Source organism: Streptomyces sp. NPDC048473, from assembly GCF_043200155.1.
GTDB lineage: Bacteria > Actinomycetota > Actinomycetes > Streptomycetales > Streptomycetaceae > Streptomyces.
Genome location: NZ_JBICXE010000040.1, coordinates 56,829 through 74,158, shown reverse-complemented (window position 1 = coordinate 74,158; position 17,330 = coordinate 56,829). Strand labels below are relative to the sequence as shown.

Below are 17,330 nucleotides of genomic sequence, written 5' to 3'. Positions count from 1 at the left end.
CGTGTCCGATTCCCGGTCGAAGCGGGCCCCCTGCAGAGCAGGAGAATTTTTACTGCGCTTTCCAGTTCTTCGCTTTCGCGTTTCCCTTTCCGGCGAGTCCGACTCTATCAGGCCTTTTCATTTCCCTTGACCAGCCTCCTGCAGGCATGCAGGTGCCGATCCGGGTTAGAGTCAGGGCTTAAAAGTCGCCGCCGACCCCCGACTCGAAGTCGCGGTGGGGCCAGGCAGGAGTACGACAGTACAGGCCGCCGGGAGTCGAGGCAAATCGTTTCCGGTGCCCCTCTAAGGCCGCGAACCGTCAGGACTCAGGCGGAACCGGAACTTCTTATGACTTACTCTGCTGAACAGTACGCCGTCGCCCACAAGCTGTGACGGCGCCATTCAAGCTCCACCCCTGGGAGGTTCCCTATGACCACTGTGACGTCCCCTCTTGCCGGACGTGCCATCGGGCTCGCTGCGGTACCGGACCCGGTCTTCTCCGGTGCGATGGTGGGTCCTGGAACCGCCATTGATCCCGTACGCGAGCCGTCCGAGGCCGTATCGCCGGTCGACGGCATCGTTGTCTCTCTGCACCCGCATGCGTTCGTCGTCGTGGACGAGCACGGGCACGGCGTTCTCGTCCACCTCGGCATCGACACCGTTCAGCTCAACGGTGAAGGCTTCGAACTGCTCGTGAACAAGGGGGACACGGTCACGCGCGGTCAGGGCATCGTCCGGTGGGACCCTGCGGGCGTCGAGGCGGCCGGCAAGTCCCCTGTGTGCCCGATCGTGGCGCTGGAGGCCACCGCTGAGTCCCTCTCCGACGTCCGCGAGGACGGCGACGTGAAGATCGGCGACACGTTGTTCGGTTGGCAGTGACGGACTCGCCGCAATGACAGCCGACTGGATATCCACCGCGGGGGCACGGCCCGCCGCACGACCGGAGACGGGTGAAATGGAGACAACGCTGCGAGGCGTCGGTGTAAGCCACGGAGTGGCGATCGGCGAGGTGCGTCATATGGGTACGGCGGTACTCGAGCCGCCGGCCAAGCAGATTCCGGCCGAGGAGGCAGAGCGCGAACAGGGGCGCGCTCGCCAGGCTGTGGAAGCCGTGGCGGCCGACCTGATTGCGCGTGGCAATCTGGCCGGTGGCGAGGCTCAGCATGTGCTTGAGGCCCAGGCCATGATGGCGCAGGACCCCGAGCTGATGGCTGATGTGGACCGGCGCATTGCCGTCGGCAGCACCGCCGAGCGCGCCGTCTACGACGCGTTCGCCGCCTACCGGGCGCTGCTCGCCAACGCCGGGGAGTACCTCGCGGGTCGGGTTGCCGACCTCGACGATGTGCGCAACCGGATCGTGGCTCGCCTGCTCGGTGTGCCGATGCCGGGTGTGCCGGACAGCGACGAGCCCTATGTGCTGATCGCACGGGACCTGGCGCCCGCCGACACGGCGCTGCTCGACCCGACTCTGGTGCTCGGCTTTGTGACCGAGGAGGGCGGGCCGACCAGTCACAGCGCGATTCTGGCTCGGGCGCTCGGTGTGCCTGCCGTGGTGGCGCTCCCCGGTGCCGGTGAGCTGGCCGAGGGCACGGTCATCGCGGTGGACGGCAGCACCGGTGAGATCTTCGTCGAGCCCAGCGCCGAGAAGCGTGCGGAGATGGAGGGCGCCGCTGCGGCGCGCAAGGCCGCACTGTCCGCTTCGACCGGCCCCGGTGCGACCTCCGACGGTCACAAGGTCCCGCTGCTCGCCAACGTCGGTGGGCCGGGCGATGTGCCGGCGGCGGTCGAGGCCGGCGCCGAGGGCGTGGGGTTGTTCCGTACCGAGTTCCTGTTCCTTGACGACAGCAAGCAGGCGCCGTCCGAGGAGAAGCAGGTTGCGGCGTACCGGGCAGTGCTTGAGGCGTTCCCCGAGGGGCGGGTCGTGGTGCGGGTGCTGGATGCCGGTGCCGACAAGCCGCTGGACTTCCTGACGCCGGCGGACGAGCCGAACCCGGCGCTGGGTGTGCGCGGGCTGCGGAGCCTGCTGGACCACCCCGAGGTGCTGCGGACCCAGCTGACCGCGCTGGCGAAGGCCGTCGAGGGTCTGCCTGTCCACCTTGAGGTCATGGCGCCGATGGTGGCGGACCGTACGGATGCGAAGGCCTTTGCCGACGCCTGTCGTGAGGCCGGGCTGCGGGCGAAGTTCGGCGCGATGGTGGAGATTCCGTCCGCCGCGCTGCGGGCGCGCTCGATCCTGCAGGAGGTGGAGTTCCTCTCGCTGGGCACCAACGACCTGGCGCAGTACACCTTCGCCGCCGACCGTCAGGTGGGTGCGGTGGCCCGGCTGCAGGATCCGTGGCAGCCTGCGCTGCTCGACCTGGTGGCGCTGTCGGCGGAGGCGGCCAGGACCGAGGGCAAGAGCTGTGGTGTCTGTGGTGAAGCCGCCTCCGATCCGCTGCTCGCCTGTGTCCTGACGGGGCTGGGTGTGACGTCGTTGTCGATGGGGGCCGCGTCCATTCCTTATGTCCGCGCCACGCTCGCGAAGTACACGCTTGCTCAGTGCGAGCGTGCGGCTTCCGCCGCGCGTGCGGCGGACTCCGCCGAAGAGGCGCGGGTGGCGGCTCAGGCGGTGCTGTCGGGCGAGTAGTCCTGCGGCATCTTTGGTGAAGGGGCTCCCTGCCGATGGTGGCGGGGAGCCCCTTCGGCTTGTCAGTGGTGTGATTCCGGTTCGTCCGCGCCGAGGTCGAAGCCCGCGCAGTACTCCACGTGTGACTCCGGGGCGACCGGCTCGCCCGTGTCGGCGTCGGTGCAGTAGGCGCTGAAGACCTCACCGGCGGTGAGCGGGGCCAGGGTGCCGCGGGCCAGCCGCCAGCCGTAGACCCGGTCCTGGGTGCCGGGGCTGCTCGTACGGAGTACGACTCCCCCGGGTTTTTCGAGGGCGATGCCGACGGCGAGCACCGTGACGAACTCGGCTCCTTCCGCTGTTTCGAGGCGGGCGGGCCCCGTGGTGTCGCGCTCGGTGTGCAGGACGGCGAGCAGGTGCTCGTTCTCGGTGGGGGTGCTGCAGACGAGGTGGTGGGTGCCCGGGCCTGCCGTCTCCAGCATGCGCAGCAGGAGGTGGGAGGCCCGGTCGAAGGCGGCGCGGCCGATGTCCTGGCCGCAGTCCGCGCATTCTCCGAGGCCGGCCAGAGTCATCGTGGCGTACTCCCAGGTGGCCTGGCGGACTGCTCGGCTGACCAGGAGCGGGATCAGGGTGTCGATGGGTTGCCCGGTGTAGGCGACGGTGGCACCGGCTGAGGCGATTTCGGCGGTGAAGCGGCTGCGGCTGGCAGGGGCGTCGGGAGCGATTCCTGACTCGGTGCAGAACTCCGCGTACTCCTCCGGGTCGAAGAGAGCGACCGTGGCGTGCATGCCCTGTGCGGCGAGGGCCTTGAGCAGGCCCTCGACCTGCTGCAGATAGACCGTGTGGTCGTCGAAGGTGAAGGTGCGATAGCGCTGCATGGCCGCGAAGTCCTGCTCGTCGGCCAGGAGGCCGATGGTGCTGGGTGCTTCGCGGCGCAGCGTGCGTCGCATGGATGTGCCGGACCGGCTGTACCCGGCGGTCCCGCTGTGCTTGGCGTGCCTGGTGTTCCTGGTGTGCGCCATGACTCCCCCAGTGCGCTGTCGATCATTGCTCACTCAGAGTAATCAGGGCCACTGACAACGCAGACGGTCAGTGACGCTTGCGGGCGAGGTCCTCGTAGAAGTGGAGGAGTTCGAGGTTGTCGATCGAGCCGGGATTGACTGCCTTGGCCAGGGCCGTGCCTTGCAGGAGGCGTTTGACCGGAACCTCGATGCGCTTGCCGGTGAGGGTGTGCGGGATGCCGGGGACCTCGATGACCTCGTCAGGGACATGGCGCGGGGAGAGGTTCTCGCGGATGGTCTGCTTGATGCTGTTGCGGAGGTCGTCGTCGAGCGCAGCGCCGTCGGCGAGGTGGACGAAGAGCGGCATCCAGTACCCGCCGTCGGGCTCCTCGATGCCGATGACGAGGGATTCGCGGATTTCGGGGAGCCGCTCGACGGCTTCGTAGATGTCGGCGGAGCCCATCCGTACACCCTGGCGGTTGAGGGTGGAGTCGGAGCGGCCGTGGATGATGACCGAGCCGTGTTCGGTGATCGTGATCCAGTCGCCGTGGCGCCAGACGCCGGGGTACATGTCGAAGTAGCTGTCGTGGTAGCGGCTGCCGTCGGGGTCGTTCCAGAAGCGGATCGGCATGGAGGGCATAGGCGCGGTGACGACGAGTTCGCCGACCTCGCCGATGAGCGGCTTGCCCGTGGGGTCCCAGGACTGCAGGTCCGTGCCGAGGCACGGGGCCTGGAGTTCTCCGATGTGTACGGGGAGGGTGGGGACCGCGCCGGCGAAGCAGCTGCAGACGTCCGTGCCGCCGCTGACGGAGGCGATCCACAGGTTGTCGTCCACCTCGTCGTGGAGCCAGCGGAATCCGTCGGGCGGGAGCGGGGAGCCGGTGGTGGCGACGCACTGGATGCGGGAGAGGTCGAAGTCGCGGCCCGGGTGGATGCCGGCCTTGCGGCAGGCCATGACATAGGCGGCGGAGGTACCGAAGAGGGTCGCCCCGGTCTGTTCGGCGACGCGCCACTGGGCGCTGACGTCCGGATAGCCCGGGCTTCCGTCGTACAGCACGAGTGTGGTCCCGGTGAGCAGGCCGGAGACGAGGAAGTTCCACATCATCCAGCCGGTGGAGGTGTACCAGAAGAACCGGTCGTCGGGGCCGAGGTCGCAGTGCAGGCCGATCTGCTTGAAGTGTTCCAGCAGGATGCCGCCCTGGGACTGGACGATCGCCTTGGGGAGTCCGGTGGTGCCGGAGGAGTAGAGCACCCACAGCGGATGGTCGAAGGGGACCTGTTCGAAGACGGGCTCGGTGTCCGCGGAGGTGAGGGCGGACCATTCGAGGGCGCCTTCCGGGGCCTCGGTGCCCAGCAGCGGAATGTGGACGACGGCGCGCAGGGTGGGGAGTTCGCGGCGAAGCTCGGCGACCGTGTCGGCGCGGTCGTGTTCCTTGCCGCCGTAGCGGTAGCCGTCGACGGTGAACAGGACGACGGGTTCGACCTGCTGGAAGCGGTCGAGGACGCTGCGGGCGCCGAAGTCGGGGGCGCAGGAGGTCCAGACACCGCCGACAGCCGCGGTGGCGAGGAAGGCGACGACGGCCTGGGGGATGTTGGGGACGTAGGCGCTGACACGGTCGCCCGGTGTGACGCCGAGGGCACGGAGCTCGGCGGCGAGCGATCCGACCCGGCGGCGGAGTTCGGACCACGAGATGGGGACCTGCGTGTGGGTCTCGTCGACGTGGAGCAGGGCGGGGGCGTCTGCGCGCAGGGGGTCCTCGGCGGTTCGCAGGGCGTGTTCGGCGTAGTTGAGGGTGGCGCCGGGGAACCACTGTGCGCCGGGCATGGTGCGGTCGCCGATGACGGACTCGTACGGGGTGGAGAACCGTACGTCGAACCAGTCGGCGACGGCCTGCCAGAAGGTGTCGAGCTCATCGACCGACCAGCGGTGCAGCGCCGGGTAGCCGCCGTCGGCCGGTGCTCCGTACCGCTCGGCCGCCCAGCTCTGGAAGCGGGTGACGGCCGCGGCCGCGATGCGGTCGGGGCCGGGCTGCCAGAGGGGGGCTTCGTTGGCTGCTGCGGTCATGGGGCGGCTCCCTGGCTGTACGGGTACGCGGGATGGGCGTGGGTCGCGCGCACACGTGCTGGGGTGTGCGCGTGAGGCGGCTTTTACGGACGATGCCATGTGATCGTCTTTCGCACCAGGGTTCGCCGCCCATGGCCGCGTGTCCGGATATGTGGTCCGGCCACGGGTGAACGGAAGTTGAACGGAGCCCGCACCCGCCCCGTCGGGTGGCAGGGTGAGCTGCATGAACGGTCGTGACCTGGTGCGCTCGGTGAAGATGGTCGGTTCGGTGCAGGGGCTGCGCACGGTGCGCTCCTCCTGGCGGCGGCGGAATGCGGATGCGCGGGCTCTGCCGCGGCGCGGTGCGGAGCGGGCGAGAGTGCCGGGACTTGTGGTGGGGGCGGAGCCGGGGCCGGGCGGGGGTGTGGTGCGGTTCGCGCGTTCGGAGTTGCGGGTCCGGGTCGCAGTGGGCGGTTCGGTGTTCTGGGGCTGGGACGGGGCGGAGGCGTCGCCGTCGTACGCACTGGCCGGTGCGGTGCCCGAGGCGGATCCGCGGGCCGAACTGGAGCCGGACAAGGACGGCGGCTGGCAGGTGGTCTCGGAGCGGCTGACCGTTGCGGTGTCGCGGCACGGGGCTGTGGAACTGCGTACTCCTGGCGGGGTGGTGCTCCGGCGCGAGTTGCCGCCGCGCTGGTGGGAGCCGGTGGCAGGCGGTGCCGCTCGGTGGGTGCAGCGTTCCGAGGTGCCGGCAGACGCCCGGTTCTTCGGGCTCGGCGGACGGGCATCGGGACCTCGGCTGCGGGACGGTGTGTACGGGCTGTGGAACACCGATCCGGGTGGGCGCTTCGGGCCTGGTGACGATCCGCTGTATCTGACGATGCCGGTGCAGCTGGTGGTCTCCGACGCGGGGACGCATCTGGTGTTCCACGACAACAGCTGGTCGGGGCGGGTGACGTTGCGCGAGGGCGAGGAGGGTGCGGGGTCCGGCCATGACCGTCCGGGGATGTGTGAGGTGCGGATGGACGGGGGGCCGCTGCGCTGCTGGGTGACGGCCGGTACGCCGGCGCGGGTGCTGCAGGGCTGGACGGCGCTCACGGGTGCGCCTGCGTTGCCGCCGTCCTGGGCGCTGGGTCCGCAGCATGCCCGTTGGGGGTTCGGGAGCGAGCGGGAGGTGCGGCGGATCGTTGCCGGGTACCGGGAGCGGGGGCTGCCGCTGTCCGTACTGCATCTGGATATCGACCACTACGACGCGCATCGGGTGTTCACCGTCGACCGCGAGCGCTTTCCCGATCTGCCGGGGCTGGCGAAGGAGTTGCGGGAGGATGGGGTGCGGCTGGTGTCGATCGTCGATCCCGCGGTGAAGGCGGAGCCGGGGAATGCGGTGTTCGACTCGGGTACGACGGTCGGGAGCGGCGGGGCGTTCGTCCGGGACGCGCGGGGTCGGGCGGTGCGCGGGGAGGTGTGGCCGGGTGAGTGCGTGTATCCGGACTTCACCGATCCGCAGGTGCGGGAGTGGTGGGGCGGTCTGTACGAGGAGCGGCTTGCGCAGGGGTTCTCCGGTGTGTGGCACGACATGAACGAGCCGGTGTCGTTCGCGGCGTTCGGGGATCCGACGCTGCCGCGGTCGGCGCGGCACTCTCTGGAGGGCCGCGGGGGTGATCACCGCGAGGCCCACAACGTGTATGGGCTCGCGATGGCGCGTGCCGGGTACGAAGGGCTTCGTCGGCTGCGGCCTCAGACGCGCCCCTTTCTGTTCTCGCGTTCCGGCTGGGCGGGCCTGCAGCGGTACGGGGGCACCTGGTCCGGTGATGTGGAGACCAGCTGGCCCGGGCTGCGGGCCTCGCTGGCGCTGGTGCTGGGGCTGGGGCTGTGCGGGGTTCCGTATTCGGGGCCGGATGTGGGCGGGTTCGACGGGTCGCCGTCGCCGGAGTTGTATCTGCGGTGGTTCCAGCTGGGTGCGTATCTGCCGTTGTTCCGTACCCATGCGGCGATCGACGCGGGGCGGCGGGAGCCATGGGAGTTCGGGCCGCAGGTGCTTGAGCATGCGCGGGCCGCGCTGGAGGAGCGGGAGCGGCTTCGCCCGTACTTTGTGACGTTGTCGCAGCTGGCCCGGCTGACCGGTGCGCCGTATGTGCGACCGCTCTGGTGGGGTGCGCCCGGGGAGCGGGCATTGCGGGAGTGCGAGGACGCGTTCTTGCTGGGTGACGCCTTGCTGGTGGCGCCGGTGCTGGAGCGCGGCGCGGATCGCCGGGCGGTGCGGTTGCCGCGGGGGCGTTGGTACGACACGGCGACGGGTGAGGTGTACGAGGGGCCCGGTCAGGTGTTGCTCGATGCTCCGTTGTCGCGGGTGCCGGTGTTGGCGCGGGCAGGCTCGGTGCTGCCGGTCCGGGGTGCGGACGGGGGTGTGGAGCTGGAGGTGTGGGCTCCGGCCGCGGGGCGCAGTGGGGGCGGTCTGGTGGTCCGGGATGCGGGTGACGGCTGGGAGCGGGCGGAGGTCGAGCGGTATACGTCACGGCTGGTGGACGGGAAGGTTCTGGTGGAACGGGAGGGCGGGGAGGGGCCGGTGGACTACCCGGTGCGCGTGCGGGGGTTGTAGACCGGTCGCGGTGTGCGCAGGGGTCGTCGGGCGGGTCAGTGGTAGGCGCTCTCGAACCAGGTGCGGGCGGCCCGGGTGTGCAGGGGGAAGGCGAGCTCGGTGGGTGTGCGGAGCAGCTGGAAGCCGGAGGTCTCGTCGGTCGGTCCGGAGGGCGGGAGGCCGGCCGCGGGGCGTTCCGGGAGCAGGCCGAAGAGGAGCAGGTGGCCGTCCGGGGCGCTGAGGGCGTCGGCGAGGCGGACGTCGTGTTCGTCGGCCTCGATGCCGGTCTCCTCGCGGAGTTCACGCACGACTGCGTGTTTCCAGTCCTCGTCGTGGTCGATGAAGCCGCCGGGGAGGGCGAGACCGCCGCGGTGGGGCGGGATGGTGCGGGTGATGACGACGAGTCCGGTGCCGTCCCGGTCGGTGACGGGGAGCAGGGCAACGGCGACCGGCAGCGGGTTGCGATAGGCGGTGTCGCCGCAGACGGTGCAGGTGCGGGGCCAGGCGGTGGGGGACGCCGAGGCGGCGTACGGCGCTCCGCAGCTGCCGCAGTGGGAGTCCTTGGCCGGCTTCTCGGGGTTGCTCGTGGGCGCAGACACGCGCGGACTGTATCCGATCGCCTGCCGGTCTCCCCCGCACTACTGGATTATGTGCTCATGACAGGTCTCGCATCCGCTTTCCGTGTCCTGGCAGCCGCTGCCGCCACCCTGCTCGCCGTCACCGCCGCCGCCCCCGTGGCGCAGGCCAAGCCCGAACCAAAGGCCCCCGAGGAGTTCGTCGCGCTGCGTTCGGTGGATCCGACGATCATCCAGGAGATGCGCTACCCCACCGCACACAACTTCATGGGCGTGCCGGTGGACGGCTACCGCCAGCCGCTCTGCATCCTGACCCGGCCGGCGGCCCGTGCTCTGCACCGCACGCAGACCCTGCTGCTGAAGCAGGGCTACTCGCTGAAGGTGTACGACTGCTACCGGCCGCAGCGGGCGGTCGACCACTTCGTACGGTGGGCGAAGGATCTCGACGACGAGACCATGAAGGGCGAGTTCTATCCCCGGGTCGACAAGACCCGGCTGTTCGCGGACGGTTACATCGCGGAGAAGTCCGGGCACAGCCGCGGCAGCACGGTGGACCTGACGCTGGTGAAACTGCCCGCCGCGCCGACCGGGCCGTACCTGCCGGGCCAGAAGGCCGTGCCCTGTTACGCGCCCGAGGCCGACCGCTTCCCTGACAATTCCGTGGACATGGGCACGGGATTCGACTGCTTCGACACGCTTTCGCACACCGATGACCCGCGCATCCAGGGAACTCAGCGCGCCAATCGGCAGTTCCTGAAGAAGACGCTCACCGACGCCGGCTTTGTGAATCTGGCCGAGGAATGGTGGCACTACACCTTCAAGCCCGAGCTGTTCCCGGACACCTACTTCGATTTCCCGGTGGCCGGGCGGTCTGTCGCGGGGCACTGACGCGGGCGGGGAGAGCGGGCGGCCGGGACCACCCCCGTGGGTTCCGGCCGCCCGTTCTACCTCTCGGACGCGGATCGGCCGTTTCCGGTTGCCGCTCAAGCCATTACGGTGCCCGTATGCCACAGCAGACGTTCGATTCATACGAAGAGTTCTGGCCCTACTACGTCGCGATGCACTCCAGGGCCGCCACCCGCTGGGTCCATCTGACGGGCACCCTCACCGGGCTCGCGGTCACCGCGTACGGCCTGGCACGGGGGCGCAAGAGGTACGCGGCCGCGCTGCCGCTGATCGGGTACGGGACCGCCTGGCCCGCGCATTTCCTGATCGAGAAGAACAATCCGGCCACCTTCGGGCATCCCGCCTGGTCACTGCGTGGCGACGTACAGATGATCCGGATGATGCTGGCGGGCCGCGACCGGGAGCTGGCAGAGACCGCTGCCAAGTGGCTCGCCGACAACCGCTGACCGTGGCACACTTCTGACGTTCCGTCAGAACCAGTGCCGGGGAGGGGTTTTGTCGCAGACGCGCACACCAGTGGTGGCCGGGTGGTTCACCGAGGACAGCACCGATCAGGACTTCCGGCTGCTGGGCTCCCGCTGTTCGGCCTGCTCGTCGGTCTTCTTCCCGCGTCAGGACGTCTTCTGCCGCAATCCGCAGTGCGCGGGCGGCGAACTGGCCGAGGTGCCGCTCTCCCGGCTCGGCACGGTCTGGTCGTACACGGACGGCCGCTACCGGCCGCCTGCCCCCTACCTCTCCGACCCCGACGTGCCCTGGGAGCCGTACACGCTGGTGGCCGTCGAGCTGGCGGCCGAGCGCATGGTGGTCCTCGGCCAGGCCGCGCCGGGGGTGGGCGTCGCGGATCTGGCGGTCGGGATGACCGTCGAAGTGGTGCCGGGCGTGCTGGGCGGGGGCGCGCCGGACGGCGAAGGCGCCACCTGGACGACCTGGCACTGGCGGCCCGTGACCACCGCGAGCGCGGCCCCGGGCGGTGCGGCATGACCGGGGAGGTGGCCGTCCTCGGTGCCGGGATGCATCCGTGGGGCAAGTGGGGGCGCAGCTTCGTCGAGTACGGCACGGTGGCGGCCCGGACGGCACTCGATGATGCGGGGATCGGCTGGCAGGACGTGCAGTCAGTGGTCGGGGCGGACACCGTGCGCGGCGGCTATCCGGGCTATGTGGCCGGTGCGACATTCGCGCAGGCGCTCGGCTGGCAGGGGGCGAGGGTCGCCAGCGTGTACGCGGCATGTGCGTCGGGCGCCCAGGCGATCAACACCGCCAGGGCGCAGATCCTCGCCGGTATGGCGGACGTGGTGCTCGTGGTGGGTGCGGACGCCGCGCCCAAGGGGTTCTTCGCCCCGGCGGGCGGCGACCGGCCGGACGATCCCGACTGGCTGCGCTTCCGGGTTCTCGGCGCGACGAACCCCGCGTACTTCGCGCTGTACGCCCGCCGCCGGATGGCCGTGCACGGAGACACCCCGGAGGACTTCGCGCTGGTCAAGGTGAAGAACGCGGCGGCCGGTGCGCTGAACCGTAACGCCCGGTACCGCGCGCCCGTGACCGCCGAGCAGGTCGCCGCCTCCGCCGTGGTCGCCGATCCGCTGCGGCTGCTGGACATCTGCGCGACGTCCGACGGCGCGGCGGCGCTCGTGCTGTCCAGCATGGAGTTCGCCCGGCGTCACGGGGCCGTGGATCCGGTCCGTATCCGCGCCGTCTCCACCGTGACGCCGACCTATCCGAAGGCTGTACTCGACCTTCCGGACATCGCAACCGATTCGGCGGTCGCTGTGGAGCCGGCCGAGGAGAGCTTCCGCGCCTCGATCGCCCGGGCCGCGTACGAGGAGTCGGGCGTCGGGCCCGAGGACCTGTCCCTGGCCGAGGTGTACGACCTGTCGACCGCTCTTGAGCTGGAGTGGTACGAGGACATCGGGCTGTGCGGTGCGGGTGAGGGCGCCAAGCTCGTACGTGAGGGAGCGACGGCGCTCGGTGGCCGTATCCCGGTCAATCCGAGCGGCGGACTCGCCTCCTTCGGGGAGGCCGTGCCCGCGCAGGCCATCGCCCAGGTCTGCGAGCTGACCTGGCAGCTGCGCGGCACTGCGGGACAGCGGCAGGTTCCGGGCGCGCGGGTCGGGATCACGACGAATCAGGGGCTGTTCGGCCACGGTTCCGCGGTCGTCGCGGTGCGCTGAGCGCTTCCCGGCCGATGTGCATTGCGCGCCGGACCGTACGGAACCTGCCGTGAACAGCGCTTGCTGTCAGCAGTCTTGACGGCCCATCACACAGGGTGAAAAATCCTTGCCCAGTCAGGCAACAACGCGCGGCCCGCACCCCGGTCGGCGGGGGTGCGGGCCGCGTTCCTCGCGCTGTGGCCGCCGGATGGGCCCCTACGTCGTTGCGGACTCGCGGGGGCGCTCTGCGCGGGCCACCGCGTGCTCGACGACCGCCACCAGTACGTCCCGTGCGGAGGAGCGGTCACGTGCGTCGCATATGAGCACCGGCACCTCGGGATCGAGGTCCAGTGCCGCCTGCACCGTCTCGGTGGGGAACTTGTCGGCGCCTTCGAAGCAGTTGACGGCGACGGTGAACGGAATCGCGCGGCGCTCGAAGTAGTCGACCGCTGCGAAGCAGTCCTCCAGCCGCCGGGTGTCCGCGAGCACGACCGCCCCCAGCGCGCCCTGGGCCAGTTCGTCCCACAGGAACCAGAAACGGTCCTGCCCCGGGGTGCCGAAGAGGTACAGCACCAGGTCCTCGCGGAGGGTGATCCGGCCGAAGTCCATGGCCACGGTGGTGGTGGTCTTCGCCTCCACGCCCGCCAGGTCGTCCACCGGGCGGCCCGCCTCGCTGAGTCTCTCCTCCGTACGCAGCGGCCTGATCTCGCTGACCGCGCCGACCAGAGTCGTCTTGCCCACTCCGAAGCCGCCCGCCACCAGGATTTTCAGGGTAACGGGCTCAACGGGCCGCCTGCTGCGGCTAGAGCGCCCGAAGGCCATTGATCACCTCGCGAAGAATGTTCACATCCGGCAGCTCGGCCGGCGGAACGGGACGGGTTACGTGCACCAGCTCGTCCTCGACGAGATCACCGACCAGCACCCGGACCACCCCGACGGGGAGATCCAGGCCGGCCGCGAGCTCGGCGATCGACTGGGGCATGCCATTGCAGAGTTCGACGATCTCCACATGTTCCGGGGAGAGCGTCTGGTTCCGGCCGGGGTCGTCGGCCGCGGGTTCCGGGACGACGATCGCGATCAGGTCGAGCCGATGACGGGATGCGCTGCTGGTACGGCCCCGGGTCATCGCGTACGGACGGACCACCGGGCCCGCTTCGGCGTCGTACCAGCGCGATACCTGCGGGTCCGTGGGCGTTGCCGGAGATCTGGAGGAGTCAGCGCTCATACCGTCCACTCACCCCCCGGCGGACAGACCGGTCGTCCGGGGAGCGTTGGCCAGGTGGGCGCCGACGCGCTTGACCATCAGCGTCATCTCGTACGCCACCTGGCCGACGTCGGAGTCGGCGTCGGCCAGCACGGCGAGACAGCTGCCGTCACCGGCCGCCGTGACGAAGAGGAAAGCCTCGTCGAGTTCGACGACGGTCTGGCGGACCCGGCCCGCGTCGAAGTGGCGTCCCACGCCCTTGGCAAGGCTGTGGAAACCGGAGGCGACGGCCGCCAGATGTTCGCTGTCCTCGCGGGTCAGCTCCTTGGACGTGCCGGTGGCGAGGCCGTCGCTGGAGAGCACCAGCGCCTTGTGGATGCTGGCGACGCGGTCGACGAGTTCGTCGAGGAGCCAGTTGAGCTGGCCGGAGCCCTGGCGTGCGGCGTCGGGTGCTGCGGCGTTCGGTGCGGTCATGGACCGTCCCCTCCCGGAGTGGTTCCTTGTGCTGTTTCACCGGGACCGGTCACGTCCTCGGCGTTCTGCCGACGGCCACGTTGCCAGCCGCGTTGGAGCGAAGCCATGCGGCTGCGTACCTCGTCCGCATCGCGCTCGAAGTCCTGAGCCGGTTCTGTTCCGGCCGGCTCCGCATCGCGGCCGCCGGAGGCTTCGCGAAGCTGCGGGGCGAGGCTGGCCTGCCGGATGCGCCGGGGCAGACCACCCACGGTCTCCCGGGCCGCGCTCGGTGCTGCCGGAGGAGAGGGCTCGGCGGGTGTGGCGGGTACGGCGGGTTTCCGGAAGCCGGTGGGCTGCCGGGGTTCGGTGGGGTGCGGCGGCTCGGTGGGTCTGCCGGTGTCGGCGGCGGGCCACTGGGCGGCGGCCGACGGCCTGGTCCCGGCGTCGGTGGTGGGGCTGCCGGGGCCGGCCGGACCGGATGAGGAGTCGTGCTCGGCGGTCGTGGGGTGGGCGCGGCCCGCCTCGTCGACCCGGCGTCCGTTGTCGGCGACCAGGGTCGGCGGTTTACGGCGGGGCAGCGGCACCGGGCCGTCGGGGCGCATCGCCCTTACACCGGCCGCGGACTCCCCCGCCTGGTCGGACGCCTGCTGGTGCTGTTCGTGGTCACCGTCGCGCCGGAGGTCGCGGGCGCGGAAGATGCCGCCGCGTTCGCTCTCGGTGTCGTCGATGTCTGACGCGCCGCCCAGCAGGGGATCGAGCACGGGATCGTTCTCGAAACCCGGGGCTTCTACGGGTCCTTCGAGCTCGACGGGCCCGTTCAGGAGGGCGGGGTCCACGAGGCCGGTGGGGACGGGGGCGAGGCCGGAGGGCCTGCCGGGGGCCCGGCGGTCCGGCACGCCGTCCCTGCGGTCCTTGTCGCTGCCGGATCCTTGGCCGGCTGCTCTTGTACCGCTGCCGATCGCCTTCTCCGACCGTCGGTCGAGGCGGAAGCCGGTGCCGTGCGTCTCCGGGGCGTCGGTGAGCAGCGCCGCCGGGATGAAGACGACGGCGGTCGTGCCACCGTACGGAGAGGTCTGCAGCGAGACGCGGACGTTCTGCCGCTGGGCGAGGCGGCTGACCACGAAGAGGCCGAGCCGGTCGGTGTCGGAGAGTTCGAACTCGGGGGTCTCGGCGAGTCTCAGGTTGGCGTCGAGGAGGACGTCGGGAGCCATGCCGAGGCCACGGTCGTGGATTTCGAGCGTGAAGCCGTTGGCGACGCGTGCGCCGTGCACCTGGACCGCGGTGTGCGGGGGCGAGAACACGGTGGCGTTCTCCAGGAGTTCGGCGATCAGATGGGTGAGGTCGGCAACGGCGGGGCCGCCCACACCGATGCGGGGCAGCCGGCGGACCTCGATCCGCTCGTAGTCCTCGACCTCGGCGACCGCTGCCCGTACCACGTCCATCAGCTGGATCGGCTTGCGCCACTGACGGGACGGTGCGGCTCCGGAGAGGATCACCAGGCCCTCGGCATGGCGTCGCATGCGGGTGGTCAGGTGGTCGAGACGGAAGAGGTCCGCGAGTTCATCGGTGTTCTCGGTGCGGCGCTCCATGGTGTCCAGGAGTGTCAGCTGCCGGTGCAACAGCACCTGGTTGCGGCGGGCGAGATTGACGAAGACCTCGGAGACCCCGCGTCGCATGTCCGCCTGCTTGACCGCGGCTTCGACGGCGGCCCGTTGCAGGGTGTTGAGGGCCTGGCCGACCTGGCCGATCTCGTCGCGTTCGTACTGGAGGTGCGGTGCCTCGGTCTCGACGTCGACCTGTTCACCCGCGGCGAGCCGGCGCATCACACTCGGCAGCCGTATGCCGGAGACCTCATGGGCGTCCTTGCGGAGCCGGGAGAGGTCACGGATGAGCTCACGGCCGATGCGAACGGAGACGAACACCGAGGCGAGCAGGGCGAGGAATCCGAGGACGCCCGCGACCCCGGCCTTGATCAGGACGCTGTAGCCGGCGGGCTTGCCGCGGTCCTGGAAACGGTTGTTCATCTCGGTGGAGTCGTTGGCCAGCCGGTCCAGGACCGGTGGGGCCACCTCCTGCCAGCGCTCGGCGTCGACCGCTCGCGGGTCCTGGGTGGGACCGCCGCTGATGAGCGTGGTCTCCGCGGTCCTCAGCGCTTCGCTGTCCGGGCTCGCCCAGTACTGCTCCACGCGTTGGCGCTCCGACGAGGGAAGCATCTCGCCATTGATCTCGTAGAGCAGCTTGCGATTGGCGACGAGGTCGGAGATCTGGCGCAGTTCGGAGGCGGTGAGCCGTCCCGCGATGAGTGACGAGGCGACCAGGGCGTCTTCGCGGGAGAGCATTTCGCGGGCCCGTGAGATGCCGACGAGCGCGCGGACCTGCTTGTCCATCGACACGTTCTCCATCGTGCGGAGACCGGTCAGAAAGCGGTAGCAGGGGTCTATGAGACGGTCGTAGAACTCCATCGCCTTGAGGCGGTCGATGGTGCGCTTCTCGACCGAATCGCGGAGTGCGCCAAGGCCCTCGACCGTGCCGAGGACCGAGTTCAGCTGTGTTTCGTCCTCGGGCCGCAGTGCCTCGCGAATGTCCTTCTGTCGTGCGCTGTCCTTGACATCTGCCACGACACGGTCGGTGGCCGCCCGTTGGCGCTCCAGGAGAGGCAGTGCGTTGGAGGCCCTGGGGTCGGCGAGGAAGACAAGAGTCTGACGGCGCTCGTCCTGAATGGCACGGACGGTGTCCTCCAGAGGATGACCGACCTTCTCCACGATGGTGCTCGCGCTCATCAGGTGGCCGGCCTCGCGCCCCGTCAGAAAGGTGGCGAAACCCCAGAGTCCGGCGAGGGAGACGAGCGGCACCAACAGCAACGCCACGATCTTCCTGCGGATGGACTTCCCGCGAAAGCGCATGGCCTCCTCCAGCCCGGCCCCACGGGGCGGTGGTCGTGTTCCGTCAACAAACGGCGCGAGCCTACTACCGACAGAGTGACAACTCGAAGGGATGTCCGGACGATTTTCAGCCGCACTCCCCAGCGTTGATCATGAGTTGTCCCGGTATTCCGGGCAATGAAATCCGCGAAAGCGGCAGAAGAGACCTGTCAGAGCATCACATTGTTCGGTGAGGCAGTTGGCTGGAATTCTTCGCTCGATGACGGATCGAGGGAATCTTCACCGCTGGTCACTCGTCTCTCTGTACGGGTCAGGGGGAACACGGGGAGCGCTCAGGGCAGGACAGTCCGCTCCGCCCGCGTAGAAACGGTGCATGCCGGGCAGCAACCCTGAAGTCGGACAGCGGTGGGGAGTTGAGAGTCCTTGGATACGGAAGAGCGTCGGAGTCCGGTGCCGTCGGCACCGGCTGCGACGGCGGCGGCCTCGGCGGCGGCCGGCGGGGCGAAGATCCCGCATCAGCAGCGTCGGCAGCTCTGGGTGGAAGAGCCTGCGATACGGCGGCGGATGCCGGACCCGGTCCGTACGGCTGCCGTACGTGCCGTGCTCATCATGTCGCTGACGATCGTCCAGGCCATGGTGGCGTTCCTGTGCACGCTGACGGGGTCCTGGCTGGCCTTTCCGATGGTGCTGAGCAGTGTGGGCAGCACGGTGGTCGCGACCTGGTCGGTGCTGGATGTCTGGGTCACCCGACAGGTCTGGAATCAGCGCCACGGTGTGGTGTCCGTACCGAGCAGTTCGGCGCGGCAGTTGCGCCGTGAGCGGCGCAGAGCCCGGCGGGCGGCGCGTACCGCGAAGCGGGACGATGCCCGGATACGCCGCCGGGGCGCGGGCAGCCTCTCTCGGGCCTGAGCGCCGTCGGGCCTGTCCGGTGGATCGGGCCGGGCTCGCGCCGCTTGCGGCCG

At 70.1% G+C, this 17,330-nt stretch carries 15 protein-coding genes; 8 read left to right on the top strand and 7 right to left on the bottom strand.

All coding sequences use genetic code 11. The features are described from left to right. Nucleotides 1-408: 408 nt before the first annotated feature. Nucleotides 409-858: a PTS glucose transporter subunit IIA gene (locus ACGFU7_RS38440; protein ID WP_393702401.1), complete on the top strand. Its 450-nt coding sequence runs from the start codon at nucleotides 409-411 to the stop codon at nucleotides 856-858. A 76-nt stretch (nucleotides 859-934) separates the two neighbouring features. Next, complete coding sequence (ptsP, locus tag ACGFU7_RS38435; RefSeq protein WP_393702399.1) at nucleotides 935-2,605, top strand: phosphoenolpyruvate--protein phosphotransferase; 1,671 nt, start codon at nucleotides 935-937, stop codon at nucleotides 2,603-2,605. A gap of 62 nt (nucleotides 2,606-2,667) precedes the next feature. Here ptsP and ACGFU7_RS38430 read toward each other — a convergent pair whose 3' ends face one another. Further along, complete coding sequence (locus ACGFU7_RS38430) at nucleotides 2,668-3,603, bottom strand: hypothetical protein (protein ID WP_393702397.1); 936 nt, start codon at nucleotides 3,601-3,603, stop codon at nucleotides 2,668-2,670. A gap of 67 nt (nucleotides 3,604-3,670) precedes the next feature. Next, a complete protein-coding gene (locus tag ACGFU7_RS38425) occupies nucleotides 3,671-5,647 on the bottom strand; it encodes an acetoacetate--CoA ligase (RefSeq protein ID WP_393702395.1) in 1,977 nt (658 codons plus the stop codon). A gap of 223 nt (nucleotides 5,648-5,870) precedes the next feature. Between ACGFU7_RS38425 and ACGFU7_RS38420 the strand changes: the two genes are divergently transcribed. Beyond that, nucleotides 5,871-8,222 carry a glycoside hydrolase family 31 protein gene (locus ACGFU7_RS38420; protein WP_393702394.1) on the top strand — a complete coding sequence of 784 codons (2,352 nt, stop codon included), beginning with the start codon at nucleotides 5,871-5,873 and terminating at the stop codon, nucleotides 8,220-8,222. A gap of 35 nt (nucleotides 8,223-8,257) precedes the next feature. On the opposite strand, the gene ACGFU7_RS38415 is transcribed toward ACGFU7_RS38420, so the two are convergent. Continuing rightward, nucleotides 8,258-8,800: an NUDIX domain-containing protein gene (locus ACGFU7_RS38415; RefSeq protein WP_393702392.1), complete on the bottom strand. Its 543-nt coding sequence runs from the start codon at nucleotides 8,798-8,800 to the stop codon at nucleotides 8,258-8,260. A 57-nt stretch (nucleotides 8,801-8,857) separates the two neighbouring features. Between ACGFU7_RS38415 and ACGFU7_RS38410 the strand changes: the two genes are divergently transcribed. The 4 genes from ACGFU7_RS38410 to ACGFU7_RS38395 all read left to right on the top strand — a co-directional run bounded on the left by ACGFU7_RS38410 (nucleotide 8,858) and on the right by ACGFU7_RS38395 (nucleotide 11,850). Further along, nucleotides 8,858-9,664: a M15 family metallopeptidase gene (locus ACGFU7_RS38410; protein ID WP_393702390.1), complete on the top strand. Its 807-nt coding sequence runs from the start codon at nucleotides 8,858-8,860 to the stop codon at nucleotides 9,662-9,664. 116 nt (nucleotides 9,665-9,780) lie between these two features. Further along, on the top strand, nucleotides 9,781-10,128 hold the full coding sequence (locus ACGFU7_RS38405; protein ID WP_393702388.1) for an Mpo1-like protein: 348 nt from the start codon (nucleotides 9,781-9,783) through the stop codon (nucleotides 10,126-10,128). A gap of 49 nt (nucleotides 10,129-10,177) precedes the next feature. Beyond that, nucleotides 10,178-10,663 (top strand): Zn-ribbon domain-containing OB-fold protein, encoded by a 486-nt coding sequence (locus ACGFU7_RS38400; RefSeq protein WP_393702387.1) that lies wholly within the window; start codon nucleotides 10,178-10,180, stop codon nucleotides 10,661-10,663. Next, nucleotides 10,660-11,850: a lipid-transfer protein gene (locus ACGFU7_RS38395; RefSeq protein WP_393702385.1), complete on the top strand. Its 1,191-nt coding sequence runs from the start codon at nucleotides 10,660-10,662 to the stop codon at nucleotides 11,848-11,850. The genes ACGFU7_RS38400 and ACGFU7_RS38395 overlap by 4 nt, the downstream gene beginning before the upstream one ends. Nucleotides 11,851-12,045: 195 nt before the next feature. On the opposite strand, the gene ACGFU7_RS38390 is transcribed toward ACGFU7_RS38395, so the two are convergent. Genes ACGFU7_RS38390 through ACGFU7_RS38375 form a run of 4 tightly spaced genes read right to left on the bottom strand, consistent with a single transcriptional unit; the run spans nucleotide 12,046 to nucleotide 16,389 of the window. Further along, nucleotides 12,046-12,651, bottom strand: coding sequence for an ATP/GTP-binding protein (locus ACGFU7_RS38390; RefSeq protein WP_393702383.1), 606 nt, complete (start codon nucleotides 12,649-12,651; stop codon nucleotides 12,046-12,048). Then, entirely contained in the window at nucleotides 12,632-13,054 is a 423-nt protein-coding gene (locus tag ACGFU7_RS38385; protein WP_393702381.1) for a DUF742 domain-containing protein, read from the bottom strand. Before ACGFU7_RS38385 ends, ACGFU7_RS38390 begins: the two co-directional genes overlap by 20 nt. Nucleotides 13,055-13,063: 9 nt before the next feature. Then, nucleotides 13,064-13,507, bottom strand: a complete 444-nt coding sequence (locus tag ACGFU7_RS38380) for a roadblock/LC7 domain-containing protein (protein ID WP_393702380.1) — start codon at nucleotides 13,505-13,507, stop codon at nucleotides 13,064-13,066. After that, a complete protein-coding gene (locus ACGFU7_RS38375; protein WP_393702378.1) occupies nucleotides 13,504-16,389 on the bottom strand; it encodes a nitrate- and nitrite sensing domain-containing protein in 2,886 nt (961 codons plus the stop codon). Before ACGFU7_RS38375 ends, ACGFU7_RS38380 begins: the two co-directional genes overlap by 4 nt. Before the next feature lie 402 nt (nucleotides 16,390-16,791). Between ACGFU7_RS38375 and ACGFU7_RS38370 the strand changes: the two genes are divergently transcribed. After that, nucleotides 16,792-17,277, top strand: coding sequence for a hypothetical protein (locus ACGFU7_RS38370; RefSeq protein WP_393702376.1), 486 nt, complete (start codon nucleotides 16,792-16,794; stop codon nucleotides 17,275-17,277). Nucleotides 17,278-17,330 lie beyond the last annotated feature (53 nt).

Excerpts from the sequence above, each read along its gene's own strand:
- ACGFU7_RS38430 (WP_393702397.1), bottom strand. The coding sequence starts at position 3,603 with ATGGCGCACACCAGGAACACCAGGCACGCCAAGCACAGCGGGACCGCC.
- ACGFU7_RS38420 (WP_393702394.1), top strand. The coding sequence starts at position 5,871 with ATGAACGGTCGTGACCTGGTGCGCTCGGTGAAGATGGTCGGTTCGGTG.
- ACGFU7_RS38385 (WP_393702381.1), bottom strand. The coding sequence starts at position 13,054 with ATGAGCGCTGACTCCTCCAGATCTCCGGCAACGCCCACGGACCCGCAG.
- ACGFU7_RS38395 (WP_393702385.1), top strand. The coding sequence starts at position 10,660 with ATGACCGGGGAGGTGGCCGTCCTCGGTGCCGGGATGCATCCGTGGGGC.
- ACGFU7_RS38440 (WP_393702401.1), top strand. The coding sequence starts at position 409 with ATGACCACTGTGACGTCCCCTCTTGCCGGACGTGCCATCGGGCTCGCT.
- ACGFU7_RS38425 (WP_393702395.1), bottom strand. The coding sequence starts at position 5,647 with ATGACCGCAGCAGCCAACGAAGCCCCCCTCTGGCAGCCCGGCCCCGAC.
- ptsP (WP_393702399.1), top strand. The coding sequence starts at position 935 with ATGGAGACAACGCTGCGAGGCGTCGGTGTAAGCCACGGAGTGGCGATC.
- ACGFU7_RS38380 (WP_393702380.1), bottom strand. The coding sequence starts at position 13,507 with ATGACCGCACCGAACGCCGCAGCACCCGACGCCGCACGCCAGGGCTCC.
- ACGFU7_RS38405 (WP_393702388.1), top strand. The coding sequence starts at position 9,781 with ATGCCACAGCAGACGTTCGATTCATACGAAGAGTTCTGGCCCTACTAC.
- ACGFU7_RS38410 (WP_393702390.1), top strand. The coding sequence starts at position 8,858 with ATGACAGGTCTCGCATCCGCTTTCCGTGTCCTGGCAGCCGCTGCCGCC.
- ACGFU7_RS38375 (WP_393702378.1), bottom strand. The coding sequence starts at position 16,389 with ATGCGCTTTCGCGGGAAGTCCATCCGCAGGAAGATCGTGGCGTTGCTG.
- ACGFU7_RS38390 (WP_393702383.1), bottom strand. The coding sequence starts at position 12,651 with ATGGCCTTCGGGCGCTCTAGCCGCAGCAGGCGGCCCGTTGAGCCCGTT.